Below are 24,186 nucleotides of genomic sequence, written 5' to 3' on the forward strand. Positions count from 1 at the left end.
GGTGGCGTATCCCGATTCTATGGACTCGTGGAAGCGTCGCGTCGTCGGGTACGCCGTCTTCGTCTTCGCTGTCTTGTTCATCACCGCCTTCGCGTATCGGTGGGGAATGCGAGTGTACGAGAACGATCCGCGCACGCTCATCGAGGCGCTCCGATTCTCCGTCGAGATGTTCTCGACGACCGGGTTCGGGGGCGATGCTCCGTGGGAGAGCCAACAAATGAACGCGTTCATCGCCGTGATGGACCTCGTCGGGATGGTGCTCCTCATCGGCGCGCTACCCGTCGTCGTGACGCCGCTCCTCGAAGCGGCGTTCTCGACGACCGTCCCCCGCGAGATCGGCGACGATCTCGGAAACCACGTCATAGTCTGTGCGGACACCTCGCGGTCGGACGCGCTGCTCGACGAGTTCGCCTCCGAGTCGATCCCGTACGTCGTCGTCGAGCCCGACCCCGACCGCGCGGTGGCGCTGTACGAGGAAGACCACAACGTGATCCGCGCCGATCCGGAGTCCACCGAGGGACTCCGACGCGCGAACCTGACGACCGCGCGAGCGCTGGTCACCGACCTTTCCGATCAGGTCGACGCGAGCGTCGTTCTCGCCGCCAAAGAGATCTCGCCAGACATCCGCGTCATCAGCGTCGTCGAGAACCGTGACCGCGAGCGGTACCACCAACTCGCCGGCGCTGACGAGGTGCTTTCCCCCCGTGCGCTACTCGGCGAGAGCCTCGCCTCGAAGGTGACGACCGCGGTGCACACCGACCTCGACGAGGCGGTCCTGATCGGCGATTCGCTTCGGCTCGCGGAGGTGTCGATCCACCACGGAAGCGAACTCGCCGGGACGACGCTCACCAACAGCGGGATCGGGGCACGAACCGGCGTCAACGTGATCGGGGCGTGGTTCAACGGCGAGTTCGAAGCCGCGCCGCCGCCAGACGCGACACTATCTTCGGGAACCGTGCTATTGGTCTCCGGGCGAGAAGATCAACTCGAACGGCTCGTCGACCTGAGCAACTCACCGACCCGCCGATTTGGCGCTGGCGAGACCGTCATCATCGGCTACGGACAGGTGGGACGCACCGTCACGTCCACCCTAACTGATGCCTCCATTCCGGTAACGGTCGTCGACGAGGCGGACGCCGAGGGCGTCGACGTGGTCGGCGACGCGACCGATCCGGAGACGCTCGCGGCAGCCGGCATCGAAGATGCGCAGACGGTCGTGCTCGCGCTCCCCGACGACACGGTGGCGGAGTTCACGACGCTCGTGGCCCGCGATCTGGCACCCAACGTTGAGATTCTCGCGCGGGTCGAAGAGAGCGAGAGTGTCCCCAAGATGCACCGCGCGGGTGCCGATTACGTGCTCGCGCTCGCGACGGTAACCGGTCGGCTGTGCGCCTCGCACGTCCTCGAAGGACGCGACGTGCTCTCGCTCGACAAACACATCGAGGTGATCCAGAGCGCGGCACCGAGGTTGACCGGACGGACCGTCGCCGAGGCGAACGTCCGCGAGGCGACCGGCTGCACCGTCATCGCGATCGAGCGGGACGCCGAGACGATCACCGACATCGGCCCGGACACGCGAATCGAGCCCGGTGACGAGGTTGTCGTCGTCGGGACCGACGACGGGATTCGCGAGTTCGAGCGGCGGTTCGCGTGATCGCGTGTCCCGCGACGCTCGGACCCCGTCCCGCCCGGTTCGGTCCGGAGCGAGTCGAACGCTTCAAGTATTCGCTGGCTGTTCACCTCTGTATGAAAGACCAAGGACGCTCCACACGCAAGCGAACTGGCGGCCGACTCAAACACGCCGCGAACAAGAAGCGCCACCAGCTCGGCCGCGAGCCCGCCGAGACGACCGTCGGCGAGACCCGAGTCCAGTACATCGACTCCCGCGGCACTGAGAAGAAGGTCCGCGCGCTCTCGACAAACGTCGCGCAGGTTGCCGACGACGGCACGGTCAACGAAGCCGAAATCGAGAACGTCGTCGAGAATCCCTCGAACGTCAACTACGCCCGCCGGAACATCGTCACGAAGGGAGCGATCATCGAGACATCTGCCGGTCGCGCTCGCGTCACGTCGCGCCCCGGCCAGACCGGACAGGTCAACGCCGTCCTCATCGAGTAGCGATATCCGACGAACGCGCCGCCGTTTCTGAACGTATTTATTCGTGAACGACGACCACCGACGCGTGTATCTTGGCGTCGACGAAGCCGGCAAGGGACCCGTGCTCGGGCCGATGGTGGCCGCGGCGGTGCTCGCCGATCCCGGGGATCTGCCTGCGGACGTAGACGACTCGAAACGGCTCTCGCCCGAGCGGCGCGAGACGCTCGACACCGAGATCGCGGCACTCGACGAGGTCGCGATCGGCGTCGCCTTCGTCGACCCGGCCGAAATCGATCGTCCCGACACGGATATGAACACGCTCACTGTCAGGGGGCAGGCTCGGGCGGTACGGATCGCGCTGTCCGGATCTGTCGCGGCCGACTGCGACGAGCCGGTGCGAGTCGTCGCCGACGCGGGCGACACGAACGAAGGGCGATTCGAGCGGCGGCTCCGCGAGTTCGTCGACGCGGACGGCGGCGACGTGGACCCCGACGACGCGAATCCTATTCCGCCCGTGGACGTGACTGCTGCGCACGGAGCCGACGAAGACGACCCGATGGTCGCCGCCGCGAGCGTCGTCGCGAAGGTCGCCCGCGACGAACGAATGGCCGCGATCGACGCTGCGTACGACGAATACGGCGACCTCGGAAGCGGCTACCCGAGCGACCCAGCGACACGGGCGTTCCTGCGCGAGTACGTCGCGGACCACGGCGACGTGCCAGACTGCGCCCGGCGGTCGTGGGCGACGTGCGAGGACGCGTTGGCCGCCGCCGAACAGTCAGCGCTCGACGAGTTCTGAGGCGATCGGGGGTTCACACCAGCCCGGACGCCAACCCGCCGACCGCGCCGACGAACGTGTCCCAGACCGAGAATCCGGTGGCCATCGAGAGCACGGTGTCGGCTCCGAAAAAGGCGAAAAGCAGCGCGGATCCGAGATGCGCGAGCCGCATGTCGAACCTCCCGGCGAAGGTCGAAAACAGGTACGCGTTCGCGAGGCTCACCGGGATGATGGCGAACATCTCGCCGACCCAGATCGCGGAGGTCGCGCCGTACTGCACCGCGAGCCCGATGGTGACGAGTTGGGTCTTGTCGCCGAACTCGCCGGTCGCGGTCAGCAGGAAGATGGGGAAGAAGCCGCCGAACGACCCCGAGTAGCGGTCGAAACGTCCGGGAAGCGAGAGATCGTCGAACGCCGCGAGCCCCCCGTCGGTCCGCTCGGCGTCACCGAACCCCGAGCTGGGTGCGGGCGCGGACCGGTACAGCAGGAACGCGAAGGCGAAAAACAGAGTCGCGGTCACCGCGTCGAGCGCGAGCGGCGGCAGCGCGGCCTGGAGCGCCCGTCCGAACGCGATCTCGACGGCGGTCCACCCGGCGAACGCGGAGCCGGCAGCCGCGACGACGACCTTCGGGTCGTACCGCGTCGCGAGCCCGGCGATCATCAGCTGGACCTTCTCGCCCGGGAGCACCGCCAGTTGGGCCGCAAAGGCGATCACGACGATCTCCGCGTACCCCGTCATGCGCCTCCCGCCTCCACGCCGTCGTCGACGCCGCCGGTCTCCGTGGGCCGGGCGACGTGAACGCACTCGGCGACCGCCTCGGGCAGGTCGTGTTCGGTCTCGTCGTCGGTCCGGACCGTCACCATCCCGAACGACGTGACATCGACGACCTCGACGGTCGTCTCCGGCGTGATGCCGGCATCGAAGAGGAACTCCAGAACGTCCCGATCGCGGTCGCTCACGCGGGTGACCGCCACCCGCGACCCCGGTTCGAGCGACGCGAGCACCGCGGTCCCGGTCGTCTCCGGCGTCGACAGATCCTCGGGCGGGATCGGGTCGCCGTGGGGGTCGACCGACGGGTAATCGAGCGCGCGTTCCACGCGGCGGGTGAACTCCTCGCTGACGTGGTGTTCGAGCGCATCCGCCTCGTCGTGGACCTCGCTCGGCTCGTATCCCAACTGCTCGGAGAGGAACGCCTCGATGAGTCGGTGGCGGCGGACGACTTCGAGTGCGGCGACCTCGCCCGCCGGCGTCAGCTCCGAGCCCGCGTACTTCTCGCGGGTGAGGAGCCCACGGCCTTCGAGCGTTTCGAGCATGCTCGTCACGGTCGCCGGGGCCTTCCCGAGCGCCTCCGCGATCGCGGAGGTGGCGACCGGCGGCCCCGTCCGGGACTCGATCCGGTATATCGTCTTGAGATAATCTTCGACGGTGTCGGTGGGCATAGACGGTTTAGATTAGTCTAAAATAATAGTTTGTCGGATCGGCAGCCCATCCGTATCGGCACCGAAACCAACTCGGCGCGAACCCGACGCAGACGCTCGCGCTTGGATCAGTGCGACGAAGAGCGCGACGTGCGGATCGGTACGGCGGGACGTGCGGTACGCGAATCGGTCCGAACGAGGTGGTGCGCGGAACGACAGTGCGGACTGCCGCGCGCGAACGAACAGAAGAGTCTCGGCCGGCGTCAGCGGATGGTAAGTAGCCGGCGGAGGATATCGCCGTAGGCGGGGCGGGTGATCAACACGCCGATCAGCACGCCGAGGATGGTGAAGATCGCGAACCCGGAGAGGTCGCCGAGCGAGAGCACTATGAGCGGCGACATGGCGACGATGGTCGTCGCGGCGGCCGCGCCGATCACCCAGAACGCGCGACGGAACCGGGAGTCGAATACCGTCCGGGAGTTCACCTCGCCCTCGCTCATCACCTCGTCGGCGATGATGACGAGGTCGTCGACGCCGGTCCCAACCACGGCGATGAACCCGGCTATCACGGCGAGTTCAAGCGGGTAGCTCACCAGCGCGGCGAAGCCGAGAAGCGCGTACACTTCGGCGAGCGCGGTCACGATCATCGGCAACGCCACCGCGGGCTCGCGGTAGCGGAGGAACACCATACCCGCGACCGCCAAGACCGCAAGGATCCCAGTCACAAGCGAATAGTTCTTGTAGTTTTCACCCTGTGCGGCCGAGATGGTGCTCGAAGTCCCCTGTCCGCTGATGTCGAGTTCGGCGGGGAGGGCACCGGCCCGCAAGTTGACCGAGATGGTCTCCGCGGTGGCGAAGTCGCCGGTCGTCAGCTGAAAGCTCCCGGTGTCCGCCCACGCGCCGCTTGCCATGCTGTCCGCGAGATCCGGATCCATCCCGAAGGAGTTCACCACCTCACCGTCGACGGTGAGGAGGAGACACGGGTTGTCGTTCCCAATTTCGCCCGTCTCCGAGTTGTACTCACAGCGGTCCTGCTGTGACTGATACGCCGACTGGAATCCCCGGTCGGTAACCGCCTGCTGGAAGCCCTGTGCCGGCGACTGGTCGCCGTCGGCGGCGGTGTTTCGGACCGTGACCGGCACGTACGACTGCGTCGTCCCCTCGCGCTGCGTGGCCGTGCCGATGTTCTCGAAGTCGTCTTGGATCAGGACGGCCTCTTGGACGGCGGTACCGTTATCAGACGGGTACGCGATGTCTATCTGGACCGTTCCCCGCTCTTGGAGCAGCGAGACGACGTTCTCTCGACCCTCGCCGGGCACCTCGACGAGCATGAAGTACCGCCCGGAGATCGACTGGACCTGCTGAACGCTCCCGCCCGAGAGACCCGCCTCGTTGATCTTCCCTTGGATGATCTCTTGAGCGAGATCGCGCGTCTCGGGAGTCACGCCCGCTCTAACGTCCTCGTATCCGTATCCCGCCGCGTCCATCGCGGCGCGGAACTGCTCTTCGCTCACCGAGGAGTCGGTGACCTCGACCTGTCGGGCGTCGTCCTCGACGTACGTTCCCACGTTGCGAGCGCCGGTGTCATCAAGTTCGGCGGCAACTGCTTCCTCGACTTCTACGGGTGTGTCGCCTCCGAAGTCGACGCCGGTCGCCGTGTAGCCCACGAGCGGCGCTCGGACGCGTGTGCCGCCGGCTAGGTCGAGCCCGTACTGGAGGTTCGTGATTCCCTGTTGGGCCTCGCTTGCGTTCTCGCCCGGCGCGGTCTGCGGGCCGAACTGCGGCGCGAAAAGCGCAACCGTCGCCCCGAGTACGACGACGACCAGAAGCAGGATGCGCCAGTTCTTCTTGATCGGTTCGAGCATTAGCGGCTCACCCCCTCAAACTTGTACCAGCGGAGCAGCGAGACGTTGAGCAGGTACGTGTTCATGAGGTCGGCACAGAGCCCGACCGCGAGGATGATCCCGATGTTCCGGAGGAGGTCGACGCCGAAGGCGGCCGCGACGATCGCCATGACGATCATCGCGGCCATCGACGTGAGCGTCATCGTCACGCCGGTCCGCATCGCGCGGCTCACCGACTCGTAGAAGTCGCCGGTCCGGCGCAACACGGAGTTGTTCAACAGGATGTCCGAGTCGACGCTGTAACCGATGATCATCAAAAGCGCCGCGATCGTCCCGAGGGTCATCTGTATCCCGAGCAGGTTCATCACCGCGATCGGGATCACGAGGTCCGAGAACGCGGAGGCGACGACCGCGATCGACGGGACGAACGTCCGGAACAGCGCGAACACGAGCACGCTCATCCCGAGGAACGCCAGCCCGACACCGAAGATGGCGGTGCGCGCGGTGTCGCTGGCGAAGCTCGGCGATACCTGATCGACCGCCTCGGTCGTCAATCCCGCCTCGTCCGCCTGCGTCGACAGGTCGTTCGCGAGCCCCTCGGGGTCGTCGTCTGCCGCCCGGAAGGTGACGACGTACACGTCGTCCGCGGGGATCGACCGGACCGAGTCCGGCTGTCGCTCGAATGCGGTTTCGATTTGCTGTTCCACGTTATCGCCGTCGTCGGCGATGCGGAGCTCCACGCCGCCCGTGAACTCCAACCCGAGGTCCGCCGGCGCACCGGTGACGAGATACCACCCGCCGATGATCGCGAGGGCGAGAACGAGGACCGCGAGCGGGACCGCCACGAGCTGCCGGTTAGAGTACTCGGTGTAGTTTATTTCCGGTACCTCGATCGCTACCATAGTCACCGATTCCCGCGCGGGTTCGAATAAGCCTTCTCACTCGGGTGCGCGCGATCCGGGTCGCTCACGCAGGTGACGGGAGGTATGGGCTCATGGCAGGTATCGAACGCTCACGACGCCGGGCTCCGACCGGATCTCGACGCGGTTCACGCCCAGCCGGGCGGCGCGCGCGAGCGTTCCCTCGCGGTCCGCCAGCACGTCGTCGACGGCGTCTCGCGTGTCCTCCTCGGGCGGCGTCAGCACGTGGACTTCACCGACGCCGGCTCGGGGCTCGCGGGCCAGTTCGCCGGTCGACGTCTCCGCCGCCAGCTCGCGCTCGTGGACCGTCGGCGGCTCTTCGCTTTCCCTCATCGAGAGGCTCCGCCGCTCGGCCACCTCGATCACCTGATAGGTCACCTCCATCGGCGGGTCCGGCGCGACGGTCGCTTCGATCGCGTCGCCCTCGTCGAGCCCGGGATTCGAACTCAGCGTGTGGACTTGTCCATCGTGGACGTCTTTCAGCACCGCCGAGTCGGCCTCGACGTGCGTGACGAGGAACGTGCTCTCCTTGCCGGCGGCCTCGTCGGCGTCGTCGCTGCGATCCGACTCTCCTTCGCGTGCCGTCTCATCGGTCATCGCCCGTCCGTACGCCGCCGAGGCCCTTCGGGGTTTCGAGCCGCAGAAGCGGATCGATCGCTACTCCGAGTCTATATCAGTCCCGCCGGCCGCGTCTGGCCGCGACTCGCCGCGGAGCCGGAAGTGGAGCGCAAACACGAGGGCAGCGGCCGCGAGCGGCGGGATGACCGCGGCCGGCCGAGGCAGCGCGTATAGCGCGCCCAACACGGCCGACTCTGTCGGCTCGCGCAGATCGGCCGGTGCGGAGATGATCATCCCGACGTACAGCGAGGCTAAAAAACAGAACCCGCCGTAGGCAAGGTTGCGGTCGTAGTCGTCACGGACCGCGACGCCTCGCCGGTGTCGACGCGCGACGAAGAGCAGCGGAGCGAGAAGCGGCGCGACCGCGGCGAATCCGGCGACCACGAACAGCGACCGCGTGAACAGGAACGTCCCGCTCTCGACGCCGACGGTCTCGCCCATCCACACGACGAGCCCGAGCGTGACGACGAGCGCGATGAACCCGGCCGACAGCGCTCCGACGACCCCGTATAGACGCATGGTCCACGAGTCGGTGTGACGGATCGCGTAGGGGATCGCGCCGAACACGCCGCGGTAGCTGTCTGCCATCGCCCGCGCTACGGGCGACGACGAATTAAACCCCTCGTCGTCGCGCGCGGTCAATCGCCGCGGCACAGACGCGTCGCGTCCACAACGTGTCCACGTCGACGCCGACAATTTATACTCGACCGCGCAGAATCGATCCGACGTGGGACTGTACGACAGGTATCTCGCGGTCCGTCACCGCCTCCACGACGGCGATCCACCCTCGCACGTCGCGATCGTCATCACCGAGCGCGACCTGCTCGCCGACGGCGCGTTCGACACCCTCGCCGACGCGCTCCGGTGGGCCTTCGAGTACGGCGCGACGCGCGTCACCGTCTCGGTGTCCGTGCTCGACGAGTCCGTCGTGCCCGCGCTCACGCGTGAGCTTCGGCGACTCGACACCCCCGAGCCGCTCGTCGTTCGGGGGCCGACCGAGGCCGACCGCGACGGCTCGGGGGCAACGCACGCCGACGACGCCGACGACCGAGACACCGACGACGACCCCCCGATCCGGGCGACCGTGGGGCTCGGCGGAAAGGCCGAATTCGCCGGCGCGGTTCGCGAACTCGCCGAAGACGTCGCCGACGGCACCGTCGACCCGGACTCGATCGACGCCGACGACATCTCCGACCGGCTCGTGTTCCCCGAAGAGCCCGACCTCCTCATCAAGACCGGCGCGGAGCGGCTCTCCGACTTCGCGATCTGGCAGTCGGTGTACGCGGAGCTATACTTCACCGACGTGAACTGGCGGGACTTCAGGCGGCGCGACTACCTCCGGGCGGTCTTGGACTACCAAGACCGACAGCGGCGGTTCGGCCGGTGAGATCGTAGCGGTCCGGTCGCACACACTCTACTACGCCGGTCCGACCGCCGCGTTTCATCGGGAGATCGGCGTTACCACACGAACTGGAACAGCAGCGTGAACGTCACGAGCGCGCCGATCGTCGAGAGGAGCGGCACGACGTTCTGCATCAGCACGACACGCGCGCTGGTGCTCGGATTGAACAGATCCGACGCAGAGGGGATGTCTGACGGGTCGCCCTCGCCGATGTCCGTTGTCTCGTCGGCCGCGAGCGCGCCCACGGAGACGGTCGGTTCCTTCTCGCCGCTGATCCCCTGCCGGACCGTGACGGTCCGGGTCGCGCGCCCCCAGCCGAGGCCGACGATGGACATCGTCGCGATGATGACGAACGACGCCGGGATCCCCACCGCAGAGAGGGTGATGACGATCCCCGAGGAGACGCAGGCGACGACGATCGCGGCGGTCAAGGGCAGGTCGGTGATGTCGTTCCCGAGCGTGTCGAGCGTCCGCCGAGCGATCGTGAACGCGCCGACCGCGACCGCCGCGCTCCCGAGGAGAATCATCGGCCCCATCTCCACGCCGTCGAGCGCGACGAGCGGCGCGATGGCGTTGGCGATGTTCGACGTGCCCGACGAGAAGGCCATCAGGCAGCCGATAGCGATGACGACCGCGCCGCCGACGAGTTCGCGGCGGGTCGTGTTCGGTCCCGGTACGGGACGCGGAATCAGCCCGGATCGGTCGAACTCGAACAGCGCGCCCTCCGTGCTCTCGATCGCGACCCACTCGTCGATCGTCGGGTAGAAGTAGCGTCCGACGACGCCGGAGACCCAGAACCCAATTATCGGGGCGACGATCCACCAGATCGCGATCTCGCCCATCACCGCGAGATCGAGCGTCCCGGTCGCCAGCCCGAGCCCGGCGATCGCGCCCACCGCCGTCATCGACGTCGACGCCGGAACGCCGGCGAAGTTTCCGACGAACAGCGCGCCGCCGATGAAAAACAGGACGACGATGCTCGTTTCGAGCGTGAAGACGTTCGCGCCTGTCACGAGGTCCTCGCCAAGCGTCGTCACGACGCGCTGTCCGAGCGTCCCCGCGCCGACGAAAAAGAACACCGACATCAGCGCGGCCGCACCCGCCTTCGAGATCACGTTCGCGCCGACCGCCGGCCCGAACGCCGGTCCGGTCGTCGCCCCGCCGATGTTGTACCCGACGAACGCCGCGACCACCAACCCGATAAGAAGCAGAACCTCGACCATATACACGAACACACGATCCACGGTGGGTTAAGCGAACAGGTTCGCGCGTTCCGTTCGACGAGTACGACGCGAGCCCAGACGCGTCACGTTCGAGGTGTGGCACGACCCCGGACGCGACGTGCGGGCCAGTCAGGCGATCTTCATCATCCGCGTTTCAAATTTGCCGACGCGAACGCGGACCCACCCGGCCAGTTCGGCGTCGAGATCGGGATCGTCGGTGTCGACGCGGAGCGCGCGCACGTCGTCGAGCTTCGACCGGGAGGCGACGATCTGAACCTCACAGCGTTCGATGACGGCGGGCGACAGCTGCGGATTTCCCCGGCCGAAGACGAATCCCTGCCCGCCGATTGGCGAGACGACGATGACGTTCTCGTCGCCGAGCGCGGCAAGGATCTCGGACTCCGCCGCGTCACGCGAGACGACCTCGCCGTCGCGCCACACGTCGACGCCGATCGGCGACGGCTCAAACCCGAGCTCGGCCTTGATCGCGCCGACAGTCGACCCCGGGCCGAGGACAAAGGTGACCCCCTCGCCGTCGCGGGCGCGGATGTCGTCTGCGACGCCCTCGGCCAGCGATTCGACGGTCCCGCTCGCAGTCTGTTTCGACGACTGGAGGTCGTCTGCGACGGGGACGGATGCAACCGCTCGGAGTTCCGGGTGGACCTCGCCAGCGCGGTAGGCGTCCTCGTCGATATCCATCACCTCGCGGCGCTCCGTCCGTGAGAACGTCGCCGCGATCTCCGCGGCGTCCTCCGGCGAGACCGCGAACACCGACGAGTACACCTTCACCCCGGCCGGGACGCCGAGCATCGGGACCTCGGTGCCGTCGAGCGCGGTCGCCACGTCTGTCGCTGTGCCGTCACCGCCGACGAAGATGACGAGATCGACTGTGTTGGAACCTCCAGCGCTCGCGAACGCGCGCACGACTTGGGCGGTGTGGTCGGCGGTCGTCTCGGTCGGTTCCGGCGCGTCGCCGTCGAACGGATCGACGATCCGGACGGGCTCGAAGCCGGCCTCGCGGACCAGCGTTTCGCCCATCGGATCGGCGGCGGTCGAGACGCGTGCCTCGGGTGCAATCGCTGCGAGACGGTCGAGCGTCCGGCGCGCGCGGTCCGGCGCTCGCGGCGTCGCGCCGCGCTCGACCGCCTCCTCGACCTTCCCGTCGGTGCCCTTGAGCCCGACGCGACCGCCCATGCCGGCGATCGGGTTCATCACGAATCCGACGTGCATACCTGATTCTTCGACGGCGAGAACTTAAGCGGGGCGCGTCGGCCACGGCGATCGGAGTCTCCCACTACCGACGCCGGTGGGGGTGGCGGATAGCGAAGATCAATACTTAAGACGCCCCCAGAACAACCCCGACTCATGCTACTCGAAGCCGCCGTGACCGAACCGCTGCCGATCGACGCGACTGCGACCGCCGTGCTCGTCGCGAGTCTCGTCGTCACCGCCGCGTGGCTCGTGTACCTCTTCCGATAACCTCGTCGACGGCGTCACAGTCGGGCGATTCCCGACGATCGCCCCATCACGCCGAATCGACGAGCGTCGACCGCGTTCTGATCCACTCGGCTGCCCGCTCGGCCTCCTCGGCGCTCGCCGCCGTTATCTTCACGCGGACGCTCTCGCCGGGATACGACCCCACGCTCACGTCGAACTCCTCTTGCAGCGCCGTGAACCGCTCCAACAGCGCGCTCTCCGGCTCGTCGACGTCGACGACGACCGTGTGTGTGGGCGTCCCCTCAAACTCGTCGGCGACGGACTCGAACATCGCCTTCATCTCTCGGGGGACACCCGGGAGGACGTACACTGCCTCGACGACGGCACCGGGCGCGACGCCCGCCTCGTTTTCGAGCGGTCGGCAGTCAGCGGGAAGGTGCGTCGTCTCGGCGGTGAGGTCGCCAGCGCTGTATCCTTGCTCTTCGAGCCACGCAGCCGCCTCCTCGTTCTCGACCACGTCGCGACCGAAGGCGGCCGCGACAGCCTCCATGGTCACGTCGTCGTGCGTCGGCCCGAGGCCGCCGGTAACGATCACTGCGTCGTACTCGGCGTGATACTCGTTGACGACTCTCGCTATCTCGCCGATCTCGTCCGGGACGACGGTCACTCGGCGAACGCGCACGCCCCGAGCGTCGAGTCGGTCGCAGAGCCACGTCGCGTTCGTGTTTTCGGTGTCGCCGACGAGGAGTTCGTCCCCGACGGTGACGATTGCAGCGTCCATACCCGACCAAGACGGGCGGAATAGAAAAGCACACGGCCGGGAGCGACGCGCCGACGTGTACGGAGACAATAGGCGCGCGAGCGCGACGCGACCGCTCTTTCCCACCTACTTCTCGTCGTCGTACTCGCCGAGGCCCATCTCTCGGCGGCGCTCGCGGAGGGCTTCGAGCTGCCGGCGGAAGTAGACCGTTCCGACGATCGCGGCGAGGATCGCGACGGCGAGGATCACGCCGAAGACGAGCAGATCCGTCTCGCGGTACGACTGGACGACGACGGATCCGCTCGTCACGTCGTCCCAGACGACGCGGTCGCGGTCGCCCACCGTTTCGACCTCGTAGTCGCGCGGCGAGACGTGGCCCACGACCGGGAACTCTGTGCTGAAGCCCGGCGGCAGCGTCACCGCGTACGACCCCTCGACGTAGGTGAGCGTGGTGAACCGCCGCGGCGATCCAGTCGCCGAAAACGCCACCTGTCCGCCACCCAGCCCGTCGTCGAACCGGATCCACGTCTCGTCCGGCGTCCGCTCAACCTCGCCGCCCGCGGCGCGGAACTCTGTGCCGTTCAACACCTCGCCGTCGGTTGTTCGGTAGCGGAACGCCTCGAACTCCAGCGGCTGGTCGCCCGCGTAGGGCGTCTGCCGATACAGCCGAAGTTCCTCCACGCCGGAGACGTTGTAGACAGCCGTGTACTGTGTCCCCGTCGAGAGGTTGAACGCGGCGTCGCGATCGGTCGCGAACTCGTATTCGCTCGGCGGTTCGGTGTCGAGGGTCGCGTTCGCGACGTCGCCGCCGTCGTTGACGTAAGTGAGACAGCCGGCGCTGACAGCGAGAAGCGCGACGACGGCAACCGCGAGGGCGAAGCGTCGGTTCACGAGGTCAGGTCACCTCAGACGACACACCGCATCTCCGCCGGGAGGTACGAGCCGATGGCGGCGAGCAGTCCCGGCGGGTCCGTGTTCTCGGTGCAGACGATGCTCTGCTCTAAGAGGCCGAGCCGTTCGACCGTGACGATGTCCTGAGCGTGGCCCGCACGGTTCACCGTCGCGCGGACCTCGCCGCGGGTCGCCGAGTTGACGTTCACGCGGCCGTTCTCGCGCTGCCAGTCGTACAGGCGGTCGCGCTCGGCGTCGGCGAGTCGGTTCGGTTCCGCGTCCGGATCTCCGATGTCGCCGCCGTAGACGAACCGCATCGGGAGGTGCTGGACTAGCCCGAACCGCTCGACGACCTGCTCCGGCGACCCGACGCCGAGACCGAGTTCAGCGGCGGGAACGACGACCTCTTCGCCGGCGTCGAGCACGAACCCGTTTTCGTCCCACGATTCGAGGGTCCCCACGTACGTCTCGCCCGCGGTCAGTCCCTCGTCGTGGGCGACGATCTCTCCCCACGTCTCCGCGAGGACGTTGCGGGCGACCTCGGCGTCGTCGCCGGTGAGATCCACCTGCACGAACCCGTCGTCGCGGACGCCGATCTGCCAGTCGACGTGGAGATCTCCGACATCGTTGGCGACGAGCGACCCCATGCCGTCGAGCGCGCGGTCACGGGCGTCGCCCGCGACGTAGCACTTGGTTGCGAGGACGACCATCAGCCGGTCACGTCCACGTTGAGTTCCTCGCGGAGTTCTTCGAGGCGTCGGTCCATTGCCTCGCGGAGCCGATCGTTATCCATCGCCTCGACGGGGGAGCCGCACTCGGGACACTCGAAGCCGAAGTCCATCGCCTCGCCGAACTCGAAGCGGATCGAACACACCTCACAGAGGTAGAACTCGTGGGTGCGCTCGTACTCCTCGCGCTCCTCCAAGGCGTCGAGCAGCCGGTACATCTCTTCTTGGAGGTTCTCCGGGATATTGTCGTAGTGGAACGTCCAGAGGTACGTGAGCCAGCCGGAGTCCTCGTCGCGCACGCGGCGGTAGGTCGCGAGGTCGTTCTCGTACAGGATGAACAGCGCGCGGCGGACATCGTTGAGTTCGAGTCCCAACTCCTCGGCCAACTCCTCGTCGGTGACCTCGCCGTCGGGCGGCGCGGCCGCGACCGGCATCCCCGTCGGCCCCACCAGCTCGTGGAGGTACTTCTGGATGACGGGGTCGTTCAGTAGATCCTCAAAAGCCATTGCGATAAACTGGTGGCGGAACGGGATTAAAACCTCCGAAAGCCCCACGATCCGTCAGCGAGACCGTCGTCGCCGGCTCCGAATAGACATCTCCGAATCCACTGCGCTGTTCCGATTCCATCGCCCGCTCCGGCAAAGCTTTAGGTCGGGTGTGTCACCACTCGTGCATATGGCTTCGCGACGCGACGGAACGCGGGACCGACGTGGACGCCGAGCGGTCGGAACGCTCGCGTACCTCTCGCTACCCGTACTCCTCGTCGCGCTCCCGCTCGTCCCGCTCGCCGCCCTGATCGGACCCGGAGGGTTGGGGGTCGCCGGTCCGGGTGCTGTCGGCGGCCTCGTAGCGGCAATCGTCGTCGGCCTCGGCGGCTCCGCGCTCCTCGGACCGGTCCTCGTCGACCGCCGGATTGCGGGGCTGCCCGAGGCTGAACTCGACGACCGCCCCGCAGACTTCGTCGCCGACCGGGTGTCGGCGATCGCCGACGAGGTCGGCGTCGACGCTCCCGCGGTCACCGTCGTCCGCGCCGACGCCGCCAACGTCGCCGTCGCGGACGGCTACCGAGGTTCCCGGCTCGTCGTCTCCACGCGGCTGCTCTCGCTGCCGGAGGCCGACCGCGACGCCGCCCTCAGACACGCACTCGTCCGGCTCCGAACCCGGGACCCGCTGCTCGTGACCGCGGTCCTCCCCGCCGTGGCCGTCGTCGAGACGATCGCGCTGCTCGCGACGCTCCTCGTGGGCCGCCGCGACGAACGGACGACCGGCGACCGTCGAGTCAATCGGATCCACGGATACGAGCCTGACCGCGATCGGGTTCCGTCGTGGGCGTACACGGTCGCCGGGATCCTCTGCTGGGTGCTGCTTTTCCCCGCGTGGGTCCCCGCGACCGTCGGCGACAGGCTCACCGTCGCCGGTGGACGCCGGCACGCCGACGCCGCGGTGGCGCGCGCCGGCACCGACGAGCGGACCGGACTCGGCAATGCGGTCTCCTTCGCCAGCGACGCTGCGGGCGCGGCCGACTGGCCGCCCCTCCTCGACCGGCTCTCGTTCGTCTCGATGGCCGACAGCGAGACCGGTCGCGTCCGGGGGACGAGCCGACAGGAGGCCCGGATCAGGCTCGCACAACTCCGCTCGAAGCGGGCGCTCTGACCGGCGGTACCGAATCGGGTACTCTGACCGGCGGTGCCGTCGCGAGCACTCCGATCGACGGCGTCGAAGCGGCGATCGGATCAGGGACGTGTGGGGACGTCGAGTCGGAGGAGCGTCCCCGTCTCGTCGGTGTGCACGGTGAACCCGCCTCCCGCCTTGTTCACGACCCAGTACATCAGCCAGATCCCGAGTCGGTCGGCGTGGGTCAGTGAGGTCTCCCCCTGTTCGAGGACCCGCGTCTCGTGGTCGGGGATCCCCGGCCCGTCGTCTTCGATCTCGACGCGTATCCAACCGCTTCGCAGCCGCTCGACACGTACCTCCACCCACGGGGACGACGAGTCGTTGTGTTTGACGGCGTTCTCCGCGCCCTCTTCGATCGCGGTGAACAGTCCGACGACGGTCACGGTGATCGGATCGTCGTCGGGTAGCGACAACTCGACAGACGCGTCGGGATAGCGGCTGTGGATCCGGTTTCGGAGTTCGATCAGCCGCTCACGCAGATCCACGGGGGCTTTGTCCGTGTCCGCGAGCGTCTCGTCGATCTTCTGGACTGCGCGGGCGATCCCCATCAGGTCGGCCGACGTTTCGGAGATGATGTCGAGCGATTCGCGTTGTGACTCGTCGTCGATGTCCGTCCGCAAGAGGTCTGCGTACCCCTCGATCAGGTTCATCTTGTTCCGGAGGTTGTGGTTGAGCACCCGACCCATCACTTCGAGGCGGCGCTCGCGGATCTTCCGGTCGGTGATGTCCGACTGGAATCCCACGTAGTGTGTCACCGAACCGGACTCATCGCGGATCGGCGCGACAGAAAGCCGGTTCCAGAACTTCTGCCCGTTCGCGCGGTAGTTCAGGATGTCGACGGCGACCGGACGCTCGGCGTCGATCGCCTCCCGCAGCGTCGCTTGGGTTTCGACAGCGGTATCTTCTCCCTGCAGGAACCGACAGTCCTTCCCGAGCATCTCCGGGCCGTAGCCGGTGAGCTTCTCGAATCCGTCGTTACAGTACACGAGCGGGTTCGACTCCGGCTGTGCGGTCGTGAGGGTGATACCGACGGGGGCTTCGTCCATCGCCCGCTCTTTGACGTGAAGGGTCTCCACCGTCTCGGACAGCCGGCGTGAGGTGGTCCGTCGCTGGACCAGATTGCCGATCCGAGTGACGAGGGCGCGTCGGCGCACCGGCAGCTCGATCACGTCGTCGACGTGGTCCCAAGCGCCCGTCGGGACGGTTCCGGACCGCTCGCTCACGAGGAGCACGAACGGCACGAAGATAGGGTCTACGGCCGATCGGCGCGTCGCGATGGCGTCGCCGACGCGGTCGAATCCCGCACCGTCGAGGACGCAGCAGTCGAACTCGCGGCCGAGCGCTGCCGGCTCGGTAGCAGTGTCGATTCGGTACCGCTCGCCGAGCGCGTCGGCGACCAAGTCTCGGTCGCGGCCGGGGCGCATGAGCAACAGGACGCGCGGGGTGTCGTCCGGCTCCGAGAGATTCGAGTCGCCTGTCACCGCGTTGAATGCCGTGTCCCGAGAGCGCGAGGTTCTGTCTGGTTCGGACGATTCGTCTAGGTCTGTAGACCCGTCTGGTTCGGGCTCTTTGGCCGTGTCCGACGGATCGGTTGACACCCCGGAATCAGAGCCCATTTCCAATCGTCAGTGGGTCCGCGGTCACTAAGGGTTATGCATTTATATATCCCCTCGCGCTGTGTTGTGACAGTATGACACCGTCGCTATCCGACCGGCTGTCGACCGGAGTCACCGGTCTCGACGAGGTCCTCTCGGGCGGGCTGATACCGGAGCGGAGCTACATGGTGCGGGGGAGGGCGGGAAGCGGGAAGACTATCCTCAGCCTGCACTTCCTAGAGGCGGGACTCGACGCCGGGGAGACGGGGCTGTTCATCAACCTCGAAGAGGACGTGGACGACCTGAAGGCGAACGCGGAGTCGCTCGGGTTCGACACGGACGCGATCGAGTTTCTCGACTTGAGTCCGAGCGCCGACGTGTTCACGGACGACCAGTCGTACGAGGTGTTCGCGCCAGAGGAGGTCGAACGAGAGCCGCTCACCGAACAGATCGTCGAAGGCGTGAGAGAAATCGAGCCAGACCGGGTCGTGGTCGACCCGCTGACGCAGCTCCGTTTCCTGCTGTCCGACGACTACCAGTTCCGCAAGCAGGTCGTGGGCTTCATGCGCTTTCTGAAGGAACAAGCCGCCACGGTGGTGTTTACCGTGCAGAACACCGACGCGCTGCCGACCGACGACCTCGAGTTCATTACTGACGGAACGATCCACTTGGGCGCGGCGGAATACGGCAAGACGATCGACGTGCCAAAATTCCGCGGAGCGGCGACACAGAGTGGTGACCACGCCTACCGAATCACGGATGCGGGAATCGAGGTGTATCCGGCGCTCCAGCCCGGCGACCACACGGGCGAGTACGAGTTCGAACAGATCTCTTCCGGCGTCTCGGAGATCGACGAGCTGCTCAACGGCGGGATCGAACGGGGGACCGTCAGCATCGTCAGCGGTCCGACCGGCGTGGGCAAGACGACCCTGAGCACGCAGTTCATGAAGGAGGCGGCCGATCGCGGAGAGCGCTCCGTCATCTACCTGTTCGAGGAGACCGAAGAGACGTTTCTCAAACGATCGCGGGCGGTGAGCATCCCCGTCGATGAGATGATCGAGAAGGGGTCCCTACAGGTGAACGAAGTGGAGGCGTTAGAGCGGTCGCCGCAGGAGTTCGCGCGGATGGTCCGCGAAGAGGTCGAAGACCGCGGCGCGGACATCGTGATGGTCGATGGGATCGCTGGCTATCGGCTGACGCTGCGCGGCGCGGACGGGATAATGATCCAGCAGATGCACGCGCTGGGGCGCTATCTCAAGAACATGGGCGTGACGGCGATCTTCGTCGACGAGACGCGAAACATCACGGGCGAGTTTCAGGCGACAGTCGAGAACATCAGCTACCTCGCCGACAACATCGTCTTCCTCCGCCATCTGGAGGTGCAAGGCGAGATGCGGAAGGCGATCGGCGTGTTGAAAAAACGGACGAGCGACTTCGAACGGACGATCCGCGAGTTCCGGATCACGGAACACGGGGTCACGGTCGGCGAACCGATGTCGGGGATGAGAGGCATTTTGAGCGGCATGCCGGAACTCGTCGATACCCGACGGAACCGATCGGACGACGAGGGCGACGCCGACTGCGAGTAGGTCGGAACGGGCTACCTAGAGCCGCGAGTTTCGTCACCGGAATCGATCGTCTCGTCGGCCTCGCCCGCGTCACGCGTCTCGTCCGCGGCGCGCGTTTCATCGGTGCCGGCGTCGACGACCGTCTTCCCGGTCGCCTCGGGGACGACCCGGCGGTCGGCGTCCGTCCACTCGCGCTCCAACTCCGCCCCGTCGAACAGCCGATCGAGGAAGACGGCGAGGCCGGCGACCTCGGAGTGCGGCTGGTTCGTCACGCCGACGTTGTAGTCGGCACGCTCGTACAGCGCCCACGGAACCTTCTCGCCGCCGACGACGACGAGGAGATTCTGTGGTGCCGACGCGCCGTCCCCGGCCGATTCGATCGCGGTGTCGAGTCCGACCGACTCGCGGATCTCCGATTCCACGTCCTGCACGCGCTCGCCGTACATCGTGAGGTGGACGACGACCCCCTCGAAGTTCCGGACGATCGCCTTCTGGTCCCCGCGGAGTTCCACGTCGAACGGCCCGCCGAACCGGTCCGTGATGTCGCGTACGGTCTCCGCGGACTGGCCGGCATTATCGGGGAATACCACCCGTTCCGCGCCGAGCGCCCGGGCCGTGAGACCCACGTGCGTCGTCATGCGGTCGTCGCGCCCCGGCCGGTGACCGTACCGGAGGACGACGACATCACGCGCCTCGTGCATACCGGAGCGTGCGCAGCGATCGGTGTGGTCCTTTCGATGCGGTCGCGGGCGAACTCCTGTGCGCGATGCGCCAGAATACATCACGATCGTGGATCGTTCACCGGACCGAAGGCGGGAGGTGACCACGTAACTGAAAGATTCATGGGGGAGGCGGTCGCCCGGTGAGGTATGACGAGCGTCAAGGAGTTCCGCGTCGACGCGTCCGCGACCGCCGACGCCACCGGGCGGGGTCGGTTCGTCTTCACCGACGCCTACTCGGTGTTCGACTGGGGGCAGATGCCCGACGCGATCCCGGACAAGGGCGCGAGCCTCTGTGCGATGGGCGCGGACAACTTCGAGCGACTGGAAGACGAGGGGATCGCGACACACTACCGCGGAGTCGTCGATCCGTGCGAGATCGACGAGACCGCCGGCGACGGAACGGACGACGACGATCCGGTCAGCGGCGGAACGACCGACGAGGAGGCGACTGGCGACGCCGAGCCCCCGATCGTTCCGCTCGCGGAGGCGAGCGCACCGCCGACGCAGATGGCGATCGAGTTGACGCAGGTGCCGGACCTCCCCTACGAGGGGCCCGCGGCGGGCTACGACTACGACGCGTTCCACGCGGCGGGCGGCGACAACTACCTCGTGCCGCTCGAAGTGGTGTTTCGGAACCGCGTGCCGATCGGTTCCAGTCTGCGGACGCGCACGGAACCGGGCGACTTCGGGCTCGACGCGATCGCCGAGGACGGCGACTGGCCCGACGAGCCGGTCGACCTGCCGGAGCCCGTGGTCGAGTTCTCCACAAAGTACGAACAGCAGGACCGCTACTTGGCCCGCGCGGAGGCCGACCGGATCGCCGGTGCGGCCGACATCGAGGCCTTGGAGTCGCTCGCGCGCGACGTGAACCGCGTCGTCACCGAGCGCGCCGAGGCGGCCGGGTTCGTCCACGAGGACGGAAAGATCGAGTGTCTGTACGCGGACGGAGAACTTCGCGTCGCCGACGTGGTCGGCACGTTCGACGAGAACCGCTTTTCGTACGACGGGCGCGGCATCTCGAAGGAGGTCGTCCGCCAGTGGTACAAGGCGAACGATCCGGCGTGGGTCGACGCTGTAAAAGAGGCGAAGGCCGCGGTCGACGGCCGTGAGACAGATGACTGGCGTGAGATCTGCGAGGAGACGCCCGACCCGCTCCCCGACGAGGTTGTCGACGCGGTCTCGACGATGTACGCGGCCGGAACGAACGCCTACACCGACCGCGAGTGGTTCGACGTGCCCGACCTCGAGACAGCGCTCGACGCGGTCGACGGCTTATAAAAGCGCGATGTTGACATCGGGGAGAATCATTTATGACCAATTGCTGTCGCGGTGAAGACCTTCAAAGCCCCAGCCGCGACGGCTTGCGTCGCCAAGCGTCGCCCTCGCGGCTGCCCCTTTGAGTCCCACCCGCTCGCACAACGCGGCAGCCTCACGCCTCCCCAACCTCACGCCTCCCCAGCCTCGCGGCTCGCTGCTCGCGGTTTCACCGCTCGCAGTCGAGGTGTTCGCTTCGCTCACACCTCGCTCGCCGCGTCCCTCGCGCGGTGCTCCTCTCGGTCGCCAAAGGCGACCGCTCAGAGGCACGCGCCACCGCACCAATTTATAAATGATATGCGCTATCTCTCACCAGTGTGAGCGAATCGGGGCGATAACCGTGTCACCGACGCGCCCAGTCCAACAGCCGGGCGTAGAAGGGGTCTGAGGCGAGCGCGTCCGCGTCGCCGACGATCGTGAGCTGCTTTTTCGCCCGTGTGAGCGCGACGTTCACCCGGCGGTGGTCGTCGAATATCGGCCCGTCGAGGCCGCCGCTCGCGACGAGCGAGAGGACGATGACTTCTTTCGAAGAGCCCTGGAAGCGGTCGACGGTGTCGACGGTCACGTCGGTCCGACGACCGATCTCCGCGACCTGCGCGCGGAACGGGGCGATCACGCCGATGTCGTCCGGCTCGACGCCGGCGGCGACGTAGGCGTCGACGATTTCGGCGACGCGCTCCGCCTCACGGACGTTCCGGTTCCCGTCGCGCTCGCCGTCGGGGTCGACGAAGCTCACGCCGCCCGCGAGTCCTTCGGGGAGGTCGGCGGGATCGACGCCGAGGTCTGCGAGCGTCTGCGCGGCAACCTCGGGGGTCGCCGGACGAAGCGCACCGTCGTAGAACTCCGACGACGCGAACGCTTGGATGCGCTGGCTCATTCGGTACTGGCGGTCGAGCATGACGCTCGCGTCGGGGTACGTCTCGATGAGGCGCTGAAAGAGGGAGGTCTGGAGGTCGTTTTCCGCGCGTACAACGGGGGGAAGCTGTTCGTGGTCGCCCACGAGTACGAACCGGTCGGCGCGGTTGATCGCGGTGTGAGTGCCCGGTTCCGTGAGCTGCGAGGCCTCGTCGACGAGGGCCACGTCGAACTCGCACTCGCGCATGACGCGGGAGCCGCAGGCCGCGGTGGTGGCGGCGACGACCGGCGCGTTCCGAAGCTCGGCGGCCTTCGCGTTCGGGTCGCCGCGCTGGACGAGCCGCACGTCCTGCATGTCACCGCGGACGCCGGTCTCGGACCCCATCCGCAGCACGTCGTCGAACCCCTGATCCCGCAGGGCCTCCAGCGCGTTGTCGACGGCGCGGTTCGTGAACGCCGACAGCAACACGCGGTTCCCCTCGGCGACCAAGGCCCGGATCGTCCGGGCGATGGTATACGTCTTCCCGGTGCCGGGCGGCCCGTGGATCAGCGCCATATCCTCGGCGTCGACGGCGAGTTCGACTGCCTCGTTCTGTGCGTCGTTGTTGTCGATGTAGGCGTCGGGGGCGTCTGCCGGGCGGTCGGCGACGTCCCGAAACGCCGGCTCGCGCCGCCCGAACAGCACGTCCTTGCGCGCGTCGCTCCCTTTTAAGATCGCGTCGTGAAGCGCGGTGAGCGAGCGGTCGACGGAGATCTCGGAGGGGTAGACGTCGAGCCGCCGGAGCTCGACCGGCTCGTCGGTCTCAACGACGACCTCGTCGCCGTCGAGGACCGTGATCCGGCCGAGCTCGGCGTGCCCGCCGATCGGGTCGCCGTCGCTCGCGAGCGCCACGTCGCCCTCGCGGAGTTTGGAGACGGCGTCGTCGGGCTTGCGGGCGCGGAGCTCCCAGCGCGCGTCGTCGATCTCGGTCTGCGAGACCGGCTCCAGATCGATGAGGGCACGGTCGTCCGCGGCGCGCTCCGCGGGCGACTGCTCCCAGAGCTTCCGGTATTCGGCGTGGGTCTCGCGGCGCTCCTCTTCGAGGGCGACGTAGAAGCGATCGAAGTAGTCGCGCTCCTCGTCGGGGATCGCCGTTCCGATCTGGCCGGCCTTCGACTCCTGATCGAGCCGGCCGGAGACGACCATACAAGCGTCCTGCTCGAAGCAGTAGCTGCAGTTCGCGTCAGCCTCGTAGCCCGTCGGCACGGTGGGACGCTCCCCGGGGTCGTTGAGCGCGCGCCACTCCATCGCGGCGAGCGCGTTGCGCTCGCGGACGACGAATTCCAAGAATCCGCGGCCGACCGTGAACTCCTTGGCCGGCGCGAGGTCGCCGCTCTCTTCGTTGCGGTCGAGGGCGGTGTTTTTCGTGTACAGCAGGGTGCCGATGTCGGGGTCGACACCGCGTTCGTCCAGCATGAGCGCGTAACAGGCCGCCTGTACCTTGTCGTGGAACCGGGGCTCTCGCTTGGTGTTTTTCCCGGTCTTCAGTTCGACCGGTGTCCCGCGCCGGAGCGCGTCGGCCCTGCCCTTCAGGCCGAATGTGGGCGAGATGAGGGTGAACTCCGACCGCCACGAGTCCTCGTCGTCGAGGGTGCCCTGCGCGAGCCATTCCTCTATCGCGGCGGCGTTGCGCCGGACCTCGTCTTCGACTTCCGCGGGTTCGTATCCCAGTAGCCCGAGTTCGAGGCCGGCCTCCGCGACGCGCTCGTCGACCGACGCGTCGAGGTCCATCCCGCGCAGCAGGTCGCCGAACACTTCGTGGACGACGGTTCCCTTGACCACGGGGTAGTTGAGCGGGATTCCGGAGAGCTTGTTCAGGTAGTACATCCGCGGACACTGCACCCACGAGCGGATCCCGGTCACGTCGACGAGGAAGTCGGGTTCGAGCACGACCCACGAGTCCCCGGTGGTCGCGTACCCCGTCTCGCCGCCGAACTCGTCCTCTTCGGCGTCGGTGACCAGCAGGTCCATGCCCGGCTCGGCGTGTTCGGCCGTTTCCGTCCACTTCCCCCACAGCGTCACGTCGACGGGGTCGCCCGCGCCGCGGTCGGGGCGGATCCGGACCTCGCGGAGGTCGCGCTCGCCGTACGACGTCGACACCGTCCGCGTCTCTCCGACGGAGCCGATCGGTCCCCGAACGTTCACGCCCGTCATCCGCGGCGGCACCGAAAAACGCTGTCGGTGGGAACGATGCGACTGGCGCGGGTCGGGTACCGACGCCACCGACGCGGAGCCAACGACGCCACCGACGTGCGCCCTGCGGTGAGTGACGCAACGCCCTTAGTAGCGCCGGAACAGCGC

The 24,186-nt window shown here is 67.4% G+C and carries 22 protein-coding genes; 7 read left to right on the top strand and 15 right to left on the bottom strand.

Annotated features, from left to right (window positions below):
- Positions 1-19: 19 nt before the first annotated feature.
- The 3 genes from NO887_RS03900 to rnhB all read left to right on the top strand — a co-directional run bounded on the left by NO887_RS03900 (position 20) and on the right by rnhB (position 2,896).
- Complete coding sequence (locus NO887_RS03900) at positions 20-1,654, top strand: potassium channel family protein (protein ID WP_256417162.1); 1,635 nt, start codon at positions 20-22, stop codon at positions 1,652-1,654.
- A 92-nt stretch (positions 1,655-1,746) separates the two neighbouring features.
- Positions 1,747-2,118 (top strand): 30S ribosomal protein S8e, encoded by a 372-nt coding sequence (locus NO887_RS03905; RefSeq protein ID WP_256417163.1) that lies wholly within the window; start codon positions 1,747-1,749, stop codon positions 2,116-2,118.
- A gap of 64 nt (positions 2,119-2,182) precedes the next feature.
- Positions 2,183-2,896 (top strand): ribonuclease HII, encoded by a 714-nt coding sequence (gene rnhB, locus NO887_RS03910; RefSeq protein WP_256417566.1) that lies wholly within the window; start codon positions 2,183-2,185, stop codon positions 2,894-2,896.
- A gap of 13 nt (positions 2,897-2,909) precedes the next feature.
- Here rnhB and NO887_RS03915 read toward each other — a convergent pair whose 3' ends face one another.
- The 6 genes from NO887_RS03915 to NO887_RS03940 form a co-directional block, all read right to left on the bottom strand.
- Positions 2,910-3,614: a TMEM165/GDT1 family protein gene (locus tag NO887_RS03915; protein ID WP_256417164.1), complete on the bottom strand. Its 705-nt coding sequence runs from the start codon at positions 3,612-3,614 to the stop codon at positions 2,910-2,912.
- A complete protein-coding gene (locus tag NO887_RS03920; RefSeq protein ID WP_256417165.1) occupies positions 3,611-4,315 on the bottom strand; it encodes a metal-dependent transcriptional regulator in 705 nt (234 codons plus the stop codon). The genes NO887_RS03915 and NO887_RS03920 overlap by 4 nt, the downstream gene beginning before the upstream one ends.
- A gap of 242 nt (positions 4,316-4,557) precedes the next feature.
- A complete protein-coding gene (locus tag NO887_RS03925; RefSeq protein WP_256417166.1) occupies positions 4,558-6,159 on the bottom strand; it encodes a preprotein translocase subunit SecD in 1,602 nt (533 codons plus the stop codon).
- Positions 6,159-7,040 carry a protein translocase subunit SecF gene (gene secF / locus NO887_RS03930; protein WP_256417167.1) on the bottom strand — a complete coding sequence of 294 codons (882 nt, stop codon included), beginning with the start codon at positions 7,038-7,040 and terminating at the stop codon, positions 6,159-6,161. Before secF ends, NO887_RS03925 begins: the two co-directional genes overlap by 1 nt.
- Positions 7,041-7,130: 90 nt before the next feature.
- On the bottom strand, positions 7,131-7,655 hold the full coding sequence (locus NO887_RS03935) for a DUF5812 family protein (RefSeq protein ID WP_256417168.1): 525 nt from the start codon (positions 7,653-7,655) through the stop codon (positions 7,131-7,133).
- 60 nt (positions 7,656-7,715) lie between these two features.
- Positions 7,716-8,264 (bottom strand): DUF8056 family protein, encoded by a 549-nt coding sequence (locus NO887_RS03940; protein ID WP_256417169.1) that lies wholly within the window; start codon positions 8,262-8,264, stop codon positions 7,716-7,718.
- 139 nt (positions 8,265-8,403) lie between these two features.
- Between NO887_RS03940 and NO887_RS03945 the strand changes: the two genes are divergently transcribed.
- Positions 8,404-9,063: an undecaprenyl diphosphate synthase family protein gene (locus NO887_RS03945; protein ID WP_256417170.1), complete on the top strand. Its 660-nt coding sequence runs from the start codon at positions 8,404-8,406 to the stop codon at positions 9,061-9,063.
- A gap of 71 nt (positions 9,064-9,134) precedes the next feature.
- Here NO887_RS03945 and NO887_RS03950 read toward each other — a convergent pair whose 3' ends face one another.
- The 6 genes from NO887_RS03950 to NO887_RS03975 all read right to left on the bottom strand — a co-directional run bounded on the left by NO887_RS03950 (position 9,135) and on the right by NO887_RS03975 (position 14,623).
- Entirely contained in the window at positions 9,135-10,301 is a 1,167-nt protein-coding gene (locus NO887_RS03950; RefSeq protein ID WP_256417171.1) for an inorganic phosphate transporter, read from the bottom strand.
- 129 nt (positions 10,302-10,430) lie between these two features.
- Positions 10,431-11,531: an ATP-NAD kinase family protein gene (locus NO887_RS03955; RefSeq protein ID WP_256417172.1), complete on the bottom strand. Its 1,101-nt coding sequence runs from the start codon at positions 11,529-11,531 to the stop codon at positions 10,431-10,433.
- A 295-nt stretch (positions 11,532-11,826) separates the two neighbouring features.
- Positions 11,827-12,519, bottom strand: a complete 693-nt coding sequence (locus tag NO887_RS03960) for a competence/damage-inducible protein A (protein WP_256417173.1) — start codon at positions 12,517-12,519, stop codon at positions 11,827-11,829.
- Positions 12,520-12,624: 105 nt separating this feature from the next.
- A complete protein-coding gene (locus tag NO887_RS03965) occupies positions 12,625-13,389 on the bottom strand; it encodes a DUF5803 family protein (RefSeq protein ID WP_256417174.1) in 765 nt (254 codons plus the stop codon).
- Positions 13,390-13,403: 14 nt separating this feature from the next.
- Complete coding sequence (locus NO887_RS03970; RefSeq protein ID WP_256417175.1) at positions 13,404-14,099, bottom strand: DUF2110 family protein; 696 nt, start codon at positions 14,097-14,099, stop codon at positions 13,404-13,406.
- Entirely contained in the window at positions 14,099-14,623 is a 525-nt protein-coding gene (locus tag NO887_RS03975; RefSeq protein WP_256417176.1) for a transcription factor, read from the bottom strand. Before NO887_RS03975 ends, NO887_RS03970 begins: the two co-directional genes overlap by 1 nt.
- Before the next feature lie 169 nt (positions 14,624-14,792).
- On the opposite strand from NO887_RS03975, the gene NO887_RS03980 reads away from it, so the two are divergent.
- The gene (locus NO887_RS03980) at positions 14,793-15,770 is read left to right on the top strand and encodes a hypothetical protein (protein ID WP_256417177.1); all 978 of its coding nucleotides are present in this window, start codon (positions 14,793-14,795) and stop codon (positions 15,768-15,770) included.
- A gap of 80 nt (positions 15,771-15,850) precedes the next feature.
- Here the strand turns inward: NO887_RS03980 and NO887_RS03985 are convergent, their stop codons facing one another.
- Positions 15,851-17,407 carry a PAS domain-containing protein gene (locus NO887_RS03985; RefSeq protein ID WP_379811579.1) on the bottom strand — a complete coding sequence of 519 codons (1,557 nt, stop codon included), beginning with the start codon at positions 17,405-17,407 and terminating at the stop codon, positions 15,851-15,853.
- 74 nt (positions 17,408-17,481) lie between these two features.
- Here NO887_RS03985 and NO887_RS03990 point away from each other — a divergent pair, with 74 nt between their 5' ends.
- Complete coding sequence (locus NO887_RS03990) at positions 17,482-18,975, top strand: ATPase domain-containing protein (protein ID WP_256417178.1); 1,494 nt, start codon at positions 17,482-17,484, stop codon at positions 18,973-18,975.
- An 11-nt stretch (positions 18,976-18,986) separates the two neighbouring features.
- On the opposite strand, the gene NO887_RS03995 is transcribed toward NO887_RS03990, so the two are convergent.
- Complete coding sequence (locus NO887_RS03995; protein ID WP_256417179.1) at positions 18,987-19,655, bottom strand: tRNA (cytidine(56)-2'-O)-methyltransferase; 669 nt, start codon at positions 19,653-19,655, stop codon at positions 18,987-18,989.
- A gap of 168 nt (positions 19,656-19,823) precedes the next feature.
- On the opposite strand from NO887_RS03995, the gene NO887_RS04000 reads away from it, so the two are divergent.
- Positions 19,824-20,954 (top strand): phosphoribosylaminoimidazolesuccinocarboxamide synthase, encoded by a 1,131-nt coding sequence (locus NO887_RS04000; protein ID WP_256417180.1) that lies wholly within the window; start codon positions 19,824-19,826, stop codon positions 20,952-20,954.
- Positions 20,955-21,333: 379 nt separating this feature from the next.
- On the opposite strand, the gene NO887_RS04005 is transcribed toward NO887_RS04000, so the two are convergent.
- Positions 21,334-24,030: an AAA domain-containing protein gene (locus NO887_RS04005; protein ID WP_256417181.1), complete on the bottom strand. Its 2,697-nt coding sequence runs from the start codon at positions 24,028-24,030 to the stop codon at positions 21,334-21,336.
- Positions 24,031-24,186: the final 156 nt, after the last annotated feature.

The organism is Halorubrum laminariae, from assembly GCF_024494655.1.
Taxonomy (GTDB): domain Archaea; phylum Halobacteriota; class Halobacteria; order Halobacteriales; family Haloferacaceae; genus Halorubrum; species Halorubrum laminariae.